Below are 10,135 nucleotides of genomic sequence, written 5' to 3' on the forward strand. Positions count from 1 at the left end.
GTCCTTTTTGGACGGGCGGGACGCCCATCCCACAATAACAATTAAAATTGTAAGTTATTTAATTCGCGATCCTAAGTTGTCGGATGGTGATCACCTGATTGCAAATAAGACAGTGGCTGGTTTTACTAATGAAGAGGAAGCCGCTGTGGGACTGACTGAAATAGTGCCGTTTTTGCTGGAGTCGAAATTAATTGAACGCGGCGCTAATTTTACGAAAGTTCCTAATTTTCAAGTTTTCGTTGTGGCCAGCGAGAGGCCCGTCACAGGCCAAAATGCCGCTTCGGCAGCAGGTGTCGGTCACAAAATGGTAGAATTGATAAAAAATAAGTATAGCCCAAACAAAGATCACACCGAAAAACCCGGTTTGTTAAACAACACCTTCGCGCCTAAGTCAAAATGCTCTAAGAAAGTAGGTTGGGTTGAGGCACTCGTATCCAACGGCATAAATTTTAAATTCGAGATTTGAGATTTGAGATTTTTGCTCCCATCTAAAATCTCAAATCTAAAATCTGTTGTTGGCTTCGCTTCACAAGGGTTCAACGTGTTCTAAAAAGGGCGAAGGTATTATAAAAAACACCTGGTTCTTGGATACCTAATTACTACCTATTTTCTTCGGTTAACCCTACTCAAATACCCAGTTCTATCCGAGAACATTACGGGAAATTTTTCGTCTGTGATGTCAATGAAGTTGCGCTCGCTGTACGAGGATAAATTACTTATTTATGGGGGCATTAGTGAATTCAATTCATTCCCAGTACGCAAAAATTACGTATAATTGGGTAGTGCTGGTTTAGGGATAAATCAAGATATTGAGAGTCCATAAAACCTCAGAAAAAGTTGGTAAGTTGTTCTGATTATTACCATAGCGAAACGAAGAAGGTATTAGGGCATAATGTTGTGAAAGATGGAACAGGGTATGGAACTAAATTTACAGAAATTTTATAGCGCCTGCAATCCCAGCTACACCCTGGCAGTAGCAAATCAAGAAGACCGACAATACTATATCGATTTCTCATCAGTGCGGGGCGGCACAATCGTAGAACAATTGGAGCGCACCATCAGCCGTCTGTCCCCCGATGCACCTACCTGTCAATTATTCACCGGTCACATCGGCTCTGGTAAATCAACAGAATTGCTGCGGCTGCAAGCTCAATTGCAGCAACAAGGATTTCATGTTGTTTACTTTGAGTCGAGTAAAGACTTAGACATGGCAGATGTAGATATCACTGACATTTTGTTGAGCGTTGCTCGTCAGGTGAGCGAAAGCATTGAGAAAATGAAAATCAAGCTGCAACCGACGGGTTTTAAAGCTTTGCTCAAAGGGGTTGCTGATGTTTTTCAAACTCAAATAGACTTGAGCGCTGAAGCTACTGTCCCTGGTTTGGGGGAAATAAATGCCAGCACGGAGGGAGAGTTTTCTCTGGCGTTGGGAATTGGCAAAATTACTGCTAAGGCGAAAGATGCTCCGAATCTGCGATCGGAGTTGAGGCAATATTTGGAGCCGCGAACTAACGTAATTTTAGATGCGCTGAATAAGGAGTTGTTGGAACCCGCTAATCAAGAACTCAAACGCCAAGGGAAACAAGGACTTGTAGTAATTATCGATAATCTCGATCGCATACACCTGTGCGCGAAACCGACGGGGCGGCTGCAGCCGGAATACCTGTTTGTCGATCGCGGCGAACAGTTGGCAAGACTAAATTGCCACGTCGTGTATACAATTCCTTTGGTGCTGATTTTCTCTAACGATTTGGGCCAGTTGACCAATCGATTTGGGGTAGATCCGAAGGTTTTGCCGATGGTGCCGGTGCAGTTTAGCGACGGTTCTGAGTGTTCTGAGGGTCTGGAATTGCTGCGGCAGATGGTTCTGGCGCGGGCTTTTCCCACAGTGCACCCTTCGCAGCGCTATGCTTTGGTTGGCAAAGTTTTCGACTCTGCGGAAACTCTCGATCGCCTGTGTCGAGTCAGCGGCGGTCATGTCCGCAATTTGCTGCAACTACTGTATGGCTGTCTGCAGAAACAAGACCCTCCTCTGTCGCGGGAAACTTTGGAAAATGTGATCGTCCAGCGCCGCCACCAGCTTACTTTGGCGATCGAACCTGATGAGTGGAAATTGCTGCGCCAAGTATCCGCTACCAAAACTGTGAACGGGGAAACTAAATACCAAATATTGTTGCGGAGTCTCTGGGTGTTTGAATACCGTTACGGCGAGGATTACTGGTTTGATGTCAATCCGATTTTGGCTGACGCCAAAGAGTTTCGAGAAACAGTTGACAGTTGACAGTTGACAGTTGACAGTTGACAGTTGACAGTTGACAGTAACTCGGCGAGGAAAATCGCTTCTGAACCAACGAAGTTCACTCCTAGCCGACTAAAGAATAAGGGCCCAACTGTAGCAGGATCTGGTATGAAAACTAACAAAACTCAACAGTCAACCGTTAACAGTCAACCGTCAACACTCAACTAACAAAAATGATTAAAGGCACTACTAAACTGTTGGGAGTAATTGGTCATCCCGTCGAACATTCTCTGTCGCCGGCGATGCACAATGCTGCTATTTCCCACTTGGGAGTCGATTTTGTCTACCTGCCGTTTCCGATAAAACCAGGGGATTTAAAAGCTGCTCTTGCAGGATTTGCGGCGATCGGCGTTCGGGGATTTAGCATCACGATTCCGCACAAACAAGCAATCTTACCGCTGTTGTCGGAAGTTTCCCCGATCGCCCGATCGATCGGCGCAGTCAATACCGTATACCTAACTGACAAAGGTTGGTGCGGCACAAATACTGACGTTGAAGGCTTTCTCGCGCCGCTGCAAACGGGGGGTTTTCAAACTTTCCAATCAGATTCCGATCCCCCCCGCAGGGCGGGCACGGGGGCACCGCCCCTACAAAGGGGGGAGAATTGTGTCCAAGTCCCCCTTCTTAAGGGGGATTTAGGGGGATCTCCGGGTTCCGATTGGAGTCAGAAAGTAGCAGTAATTTTGGGGAATGGCGGGGCGGCGAGAGCTGTTGTGGCTGGATGCGCTCAATTGGGATGTGCCCAGATTCACGTTCTCGGCCGCAGCGAACAAAATTTAGGGGAATTTCAGCAGAGTTGGGTCAATTCTCCGATGCCCGTGCAGAATTTGCAGGTGCATACTTGGGATAATTTGTCAAGTTTAATCTCGCAGGCAGATTTGCTGGTGAACACGACGCCTGTGGGGATGTATCCGCAGGGGGAAAAGTCGCCGGTTGCGGCTGGTGAGCTCGATCGAATTTCCGCAGGTGCGATCGTCTATGATTTAATTTACACCCCTAATCCTACCCAGTTTCTCAAAGATGCACAGCTTCGGGGAGCGCGAGCTATTGACGGACTCGAAATGCTAGTTCAACAAGGAGCAGCCGCCTTAAAAATTTGGCTCAACAAAGAATCTGTCCCAGTCGATGTGATGCGCCAAGCCTTGCGACAGCATTTAGGTCTAGATTAATGCCATTTCTTCAAAAAGTAGCTGTTGTTTTCCGAATTCCTATAAGTAGGAATTTGAGGCCCAATTCGCGCTAAGCTGAAAATTAAAATATACTTGCCCCGCAATTTATGAAATTTCGAGCTATCAGCCTTTTTTTTGCTACTTGCCTAATCGGAATTTTTAGTTTGGTATTCACTCCACCTGCTTGGGCTCTGACGCAGATTAAACTTTCCGACCTTTCTTATCGCGAATGTCCGGCAGAAATGGGAGAAGGAACAGTCACCAGCGGCAGTTCTATGGAAGCTACCTGCTTTTTGATTACTGGGAAAGCTGAAAATAGCACCGGCAAACCAGTTGTCAATGCCGATATTTTCGGCCGCATTTATGATGCTGACGACAATCCGGTGATGCAAAATCGGACTCGCTTGGGTTCTATAGAAGAAGTTCCTCCCGGAGTTAGCGATTTTCAGCTCAGAATTTCGGTTGCAGCCAATCAGAGAACACCTTTGAAGCTCAAGCAATTTAAAGCTACAGGTTTTACTGGCGTGGTTCGCCGCTAACGAAACTATTTGAGATTTTAGATTGCTGATTTGAGATTTTGGGTTGGCGGCCGGTGAAATTGCGATGCAGTTTGAGATTTGAGATTTGAGATTGTTGAGTGGCCGGCAATTTCTCATTTCTAATGTAAGACTAACTCCCCAGCTTTTCAACCGGGGAGTTTATCTAAAAATTGGGATCATCTCAGTTTTGTAAAAAGCATTTTTTTTATGGTAGTGCGAGCGTCCCCGCTCGCGTATTGTACAATACGCGAGCGGGGACGCTCGCACTGTAAATGCAAAACTGAGATGCTCCCTAAAAATGTCAAATCTAAAATTTAGTTGTCGGCAGCTAGGTCGGCAAAACAATTTACGCTCGATGCTTAAAAACTTAAGCTTTTCAAACTACAAGGATGTTTGCAAGCTGGTCAAAAGACCGATCAAGAATTCCGAGCCGAATTGCAGTACAAAAAACGCAATTAGTGGCGAAAAATCAATCCCTCCCAAGGGGGGGATAATCGAGCGGAATAGATTGAGGTAAGGGTCTGTTAACTGACTCAAAATTGAAAACGGGGGGTCGTACCAATTGATGTTAGGGAACCAGCTTAACAGCACCCGAATAATCATCAGGGCTACATAGATTTGCAGAAATGTGGACAGCGTGGTTGCCAAAAGGCCTATGGAAGAACTCATAAATTTTGCTTGTAGTTTGAGTAAAGTTTACAGACACTTTAACTTAAAGTTTAGCATAGGTCGGGGAGAGGGGGAGCATGAGGCTGTTTACGGGCGGGCTAGAAGAGTAACGGCCCACAATAAAATTCACTCTTGGCTTCACAGGCCCGAAAGGCCTGTGAAGCGAGAATGGTGCAAGATGTCAGTAGCGCGCATCGATCTGCCAGACTAATCTAAAATTTTAAAGGGATTCAGGAGTCGTTGGCGATCGAACCCTCGCTCCCCGGCGCCGGCGCGTTCCCGTTTACGTCGCCGAGTTGCAGCCGCACGTCATCTATTGCCTGATTTAGCTGGGCAATTTTATCTTCTAAACTCAGCCTTGCTACTTCCATACTGTCGGCTTCGAGTTGGCTGGCTTTCCTCTGGCGGATTTTTCTGGTTTTTGCGTCTGAAGGTTCACTCAGCAAAGCTTCAGCAGCGCGCCGCGACAGCACCGCGCCCAAAACTGCACCCACCAAGCCGCCAACTGCAGCTCCGGCAATAAATCCCCCTGTAAAACCCTCTCGATTGCTCATGGATCAACTCAACTGCGCGATATTTCTTTGATTTGTTTATTTTGACACTCTCCCGGTGAGAAACCGGCAGACGATCGTTCGATTTGAGATTTTAGACTTTTGATTAAAGAATTGAGATGGCGATATCGAAAATGAGCCGGAGGGACAAAAGCCCAAACGGGCATCAAGTCGGTTAGTTGTCAGGTAAGGCGAGAATTCCGACTTCAGAGTTAAAGCGGATCATTTCCAAAGATCGATCGCCATACAGATCTTCAATGTGTTCCAAGCAGCACTCGATCGCGAAATCGTTCAATTGGGCCGGCTCAACGCCGTACATATCCTGAAACACCTCTGAGTCTACCCGACAAAAGCGCGGTCGATCGGCATAAATTCCGCATTCTCGCGTCGCTCTGTCAAAATTGATACACCAACCGTCCTCTCCGACTAAGCTCAAATAGAGCGCTAATTCGTCTTCAGATAAATACTCGTCTAAGTCTGGGCGCTCTGTTGGGTCGAGGTAACAACAAGCACCGCACTGCTTTACGCAACGCCAAGTAGCCATAGTTTGATTTTAGATTTTAGATTTTAGATTTTAGATTTTAGATTCGGAGCATAATCGGGAAAATGCCAAACTTTAGGAGATTTGGGCTCTTCAAGTATATCAATTGCCAGCGCCGGAGGTTCAGAGCCCGAAGGGGCGGTTCGATTTTAGATTTTAGATTTTAGATTTTAGATTGGGGGGACTTTCCGGGAAGGGGCATCAAGTCCCTGGTTTCCTGTGACTGAGAGGTCGATCGTAGTTTACATTTTGTTGAATTTTGTAAAGTTCCTTAAAAAATAGGGACGATCGCCCGGTAAAATCAGAAGCGGATTTTCTAATTCAACAATCTAGACTTAATCACTACAGTCAGGAGGACAAATGGACTTTATAACCGATCTTTTCAGTGGTCTGGGTGGTGTAGACTACCAACTCATTGTTCAGGTAGCTTTACTCGCAGCCGTCGTGCTTTCTGGCCCGATCGTGATTTTTCTGCTGGCCGCTAGAGGCGGCGACCTGTAATTATAGCACGCTCCGGGGCGATCGAGAGTTGGGAGTTTTGAGTTTTAAATTATTGAAAATTCACAACGCTCGATCGCCAATTTTCCCTGCTGCACGAGCTTTGTTATCAAATACCGAGTTATCAAATACCCAGGGCGTGTTTAGCAGTTTGAATCAAATTCTCAAAAAAAGGTAGAGATACATCGACTTCTCTAGCATCTTTGCGGGAGTTGCCTAACAAACCGATGTTTTGTCCGGGTGCCACAGCCAAAACTTGCCCTTGAGAGTTGCGAATTCTCAATTCTTCGATCGAGCCGGCAGGAGACAGACTGCAAGAATAAGTGCGATCGCAATAATCAAACTCAACTTTTCCGAACCTCGGCGGCCGGGAACTAGCAGCATTTGCGGGCAGCCGGACACCCAACAATTCTAACTCCACCGATGTCTTGCCATTAAAACTATTTTCCCGCAATCGGTAAGCAATATCAACCCGCCGAGGCAAAGGAAAATATTCCCCCCAACGCCAAGCAATCGCCTTCACACTAGCCGATACATTTCCATCTTGAGTTGCAGTTAGTTTAACGTGACCTCCTTTACCAACAATTTTCTGTTCAGTTATGCAAACATTAGGTGTCCAAAATACAGGAGCCTTATTTTCAATCCCGCAAGGTTCCAGAGCATCAATTTGTCGGTAAAGGTCGAGATTAATCTCAGCCAAATCCGCTCGCACATCAACTGAAACCAGCGGTTTTAGGTGTTCCGGCTGCAAACATTGATTGGCAAAAATTGACAGTTGATTGCGAAATTGTTCTAGATTCTGGGCCGGCATAGAAAAACCGCCCGCCGCTTTGTGTCCGCCAAATTTAGTTAATAAATCCGCGCAAAAATTGAGCCCGTCAAATACATTAAACTCAGGAATTCCCCTCGCCGAACCCCGAACAATTTTAGCGGGCGGGCACGGGGGCACGGAGGAGGATGAGGTTGTAGGGGCGGTGCCCCCGTGCCCGCCCTCATCCTCAAAAGTACCAATAAAAACGGGCACGCCGTAGCGTTCCACCAACCGAGAAGCTACAATCCCGATCACCCCGTGGTGCCAACCCGGTTGCACGACAACTAAAACTCGTTCTTGCTGCAAGTCGAGATCGCTTTTCTCGCACCAAGCGATGGCTTCCTGCTCAATTTCCTGGCACAACTCCTGCCTGCGCTGATTAATTTGTTCGCACTGCATCGCGTTTTTGAGAGCTAATTCGCGATCGTCCGTAGTCAGCAACTCTATCACAATTTGAGGGTCAGCCAACCGCCCCACAGCATTAATCCGGGGGCCAAGCCTAAAACCAATATCTTCAGGCTTTAACGTATTTTGAGTAGGGGCGGTGCCCCCGTGCCCGCCCTTGAGTTTTGAGTTGAGAATAGATGAACTTTCCCCACTTCCCGGCTGCACTCCCGCCACCTGAATCAAAGCCTGAATACCCGCCAATTGCGAGTGAGGCAACAGCCGCAAACCCCGCTTCACCCAGCGGCGGTTAACTCCTGTCAAAGGTGCTAAATCCGCAATAGTTCCTAAAGTAAATAACTCCAGCAGCGGATTCACCAACCCGCCCAGTTTCTGCATATCCTGAGCCAAAGTAATCGCCAAAACATAAGCAACACCTACGCCAGCCAAACCGCGATATGGTGAAGATTCTGCGATTAATTTCGGGTTGAGAATAGCATCGGCCGGCGGCAGTTTTGGTGGCAAATCGTGGTGGTCTGTAATAATAACTTTGACACCGAGTTCTCGCGCTCTGGCAACCGGGCCGTAGGCTGCAATGCCGTTGTCAACCGTGAGAATGAGAGCGACACCTTCCGAGTGAAATTCTTCTACAATGCGATCGTTAATCCCATAACCTTCTCGCATCCGGCTCGGAATAGCATAATCCACATTCGCCCCCAGAACCCTGAGAGCTCGCAGCAACAAAGCCGTGCTCGTCATCCCGTCAGCATCGTAGTCGCCGCAAATCGCAATTTTTTGCCCTCCCGAAATCGCCTCCCGCAACAATTTGACACTCGCAGCCAAATCTGGAAACTCATCGGTTGGCGCGGGCAAAACCAGAGATTCCGGTTCGATAAACCCTTGCACTTCTTTAACCGAATCGATGCCCCGGTTAATCAGTACCTGTGCCAGCAAGGGCGACAAACCGATTTCTGTGGCAAACTGTTCGGCTTGCTGTGTTTGAGGCGAATAAATTTGCCACCGTTGGTTTGGCAATCGGTGAAAATGCGGGGGTACAGATGTCGGTCGCTCTTGCACGGAAGCTAAGGTTTAAAGATACATGATTAATCTTACCGAATTAAGTGCCTCAGTCAATCAATTTTAGATTTTAGGTTTTAGGTTTTAGATTTTAGATTGATCCTAAAGATTAGTTTTTTGGGTAAAATCCAAAGGTTGTTTGTAGGAAAGCTTTTTTCGGAAGCTGTCACCGCACCCAAATAGGGATACAAGCCCTGACAGCAGTCGTGGAGACCAAAAAATTTTAGACCAAAGTTCAAACCCCCCAGATTTATCTGTGGAGTCAATCTAAAATCTCGAATCTCAAATAGACTGAGGGGATCTGCAAAACTAAGTGTAGCAGGCATTTGTGCGGCAGGCCCTAGGGCGCAGACTACTAATTTAAGGAGGAGACTTGCATGAGTGGCGATCGACCGTCGTGGTTTAAAATTGCATTACAGGTTCGGGGGTCTGTCATTCCCTCAATTTTGCCGCGCGTTTTGCTGTGCGGCTGCTTTGGAGTTTTTATTTCCCTGCTGCACTTTTTTAAGTTGCAGGTATCCATGCCCTTTTTGTCGAGTATTGTACCGAGTATTGTCCTGGGTTTACTGTTAGTTTTTAGGACAAATACAGCCTACGAAAGATTTTGGGAAGGTCGAAAAATGTGGGGAACTTTAGTCAACAACGTCCGCAATTTGGCGCGCCAAATCTGGGTAGCAATTGAGGAAAAAGACCCGCAGGATATCGAAGTCAAAAAGTCAGCCCTGCGCCTGTTACCTGCCTTTGCAGTGGCGCTGAAATTGCACTTGCGGCAACAATCAGTTAATCCAGAGTTGGAGCATTTAATGTCCCCAGCGCAGTACCAAAAGCTCAAATCAATGAACAATCCGCCCCTAGAAATTGCCTTTTGGATTGAGGATTATATGCACGAGCAGTACGAGCGCAATTGCCTGGATGTCTATCAGTTAACTGGTATGAATCAGTTGCTCAACTCTATGATTGATGTATTAGGTGGCTGCGAGCGGATTTTGAAGACGCCTATCCCTTTGGCTTACGCGATTCACCTGAAACAACTATTGTTACTTTACTGTTTGGCACTGCCCTTTCAAATGGTGAAAGATTTAACTTGGGGAACCGGCTTAGTTGTGGCTTTAATTAGTTTTACTTTGTTCGGGATAGAAGAAATCGGCATTGAAATAGAAAATCCCTTCGGACACGATGCCAATGATTTGCCTTTGGACAATATGTGTGCGGCAATGCAGCGCAATATGGACGATTTAATTTCTTTATCTCCTAGCGTTCACGAACAGGTGAAAGATAAGTAGAGTCATTAATCATTGGTCGTAGGGTGCGTCGCCCTCAAAAATTCCTAAAAAAATAGACAATCTTACAGCGACGCACCTTACAAAATTAGTCATTAGTAATTAGTCATGAGTGAACTGTAGGGGCGGGTTCACCAATAATCCTCACAGTGCAAACAGATTTAATAAACCCGCCCCCGCCCCACCATAAAATTCTTTACTAAGGATCGCGAATTAAATAACTTACAATTTTAATTGTTCTTGTGGGATGGGCGTCCCGCCCGTCCAAAAAGGACGGGCGGGACGCCCATCCCACGGGAGCATCTCAGTTTTGTAAA

Annotated in this window: 9 protein-coding genes and 1 pseudogene; 6 read left to right on the top strand and 4 right to left on the bottom strand. The window is 46.7% G+C overall.

The window, feature by feature from the left end:
• From QT992_RS32065 to QT992_RS32080, 4 genes and pseudogenes are all read left to right on the top strand, one after another.
• Positions 1-466: pseudogene (locus QT992_RS32065) on the top strand (hypothetical protein); the annotation flags it as partial.
• Between the two features lie 450 nt (positions 467-916).
• Positions 917-2,281 carry a P-loop NTPase fold protein gene (locus QT992_RS32070; protein ID WP_333318879.1) on the top strand — a complete coding sequence of 455 codons (1,365 nt, stop codon included), beginning with the start codon at positions 917-919 and terminating at the stop codon, positions 2,279-2,281.
• Positions 2,282-2,472: 191 nt separating this feature from the next.
• Positions 2,473-3,468, top strand: a complete 996-nt coding sequence (locus QT992_RS32075; protein WP_333343005.1) for a shikimate dehydrogenase — start codon at positions 2,473-2,475, stop codon at positions 3,466-3,468.
• Between the two features lie 107 nt (positions 3,469-3,575).
• On the top strand, positions 3,576-4,007 hold the full coding sequence (locus QT992_RS32080; RefSeq protein WP_190657424.1) for a hypothetical protein: 432 nt from the start codon (positions 3,576-3,578) through the stop codon (positions 4,005-4,007).
• Positions 4,008-4,388: 381 nt separating this feature from the next.
• On the opposite strand, the gene QT992_RS32085 is transcribed toward QT992_RS32080, so the two are convergent.
• The 3 genes from QT992_RS32085 to QT992_RS32095 all read right to left on the bottom strand — a co-directional run bounded on the left by QT992_RS32085 (position 4,389) and on the right by QT992_RS32095 (position 5,771).
• Positions 4,389-4,676 carry a YggT family protein gene (locus QT992_RS32085; RefSeq protein WP_333102770.1) on the bottom strand — a complete coding sequence of 96 codons (288 nt, stop codon included), beginning with the start codon at positions 4,674-4,676 and terminating at the stop codon, positions 4,389-4,391.
• A 230-nt stretch (positions 4,677-4,906) separates the two neighbouring features.
• Positions 4,907-5,230 (bottom strand): hypothetical protein, encoded by a 324-nt coding sequence (locus QT992_RS32090; RefSeq protein WP_333322512.1) that lies wholly within the window; start codon positions 5,228-5,230, stop codon positions 4,907-4,909.
• 172 nt (positions 5,231-5,402) lie between these two features.
• Positions 5,403-5,771, bottom strand: a complete 369-nt coding sequence (locus QT992_RS32095; protein WP_333322513.1) for a YkgJ family cysteine cluster protein — start codon at positions 5,769-5,771, stop codon at positions 5,403-5,405.
• Positions 5,772-6,128: 357 nt separating this feature from the next.
• On the opposite strand from QT992_RS32095, the gene psb30 reads away from it, so the two are divergent.
• Positions 6,129-6,269, top strand: a complete 141-nt coding sequence (psb30, locus tag QT992_RS32100; protein ID WP_333094330.1) for a photosystem II reaction center protein Ycf12/Psb30 — start codon at positions 6,129-6,131, stop codon at positions 6,267-6,269.
• A gap of 121 nt (positions 6,270-6,390) precedes the next feature.
• Here psb30 and QT992_RS32105 read toward each other — a convergent pair whose 3' ends face one another.
• Positions 6,391-8,538: a DHH family phosphoesterase gene (locus tag QT992_RS32105; protein ID WP_333342963.1), complete on the bottom strand. Its 2,148-nt coding sequence runs from the start codon at positions 8,536-8,538 to the stop codon at positions 6,391-6,393.
• A 377-nt stretch (positions 8,539-8,915) separates the two neighbouring features.
• Between QT992_RS32105 and QT992_RS32110 the strand changes: the two genes are divergently transcribed.
• Entirely contained in the window at positions 8,916-9,821 is a 906-nt protein-coding gene (locus tag QT992_RS32110) for a bestrophin family ion channel (protein WP_333322516.1), read from the top strand.
• Positions 9,822-10,135: the final 314 nt, after the last annotated feature.

This window comes from Microcoleus sp. T3_D1 (assembly GCF_036700405.1).
In the GTDB taxonomy this organism is placed as follows: Bacteria; Cyanobacteriota; Cyanobacteriia; order Cyanobacteriales; family Microcoleaceae; genus Microcoleus.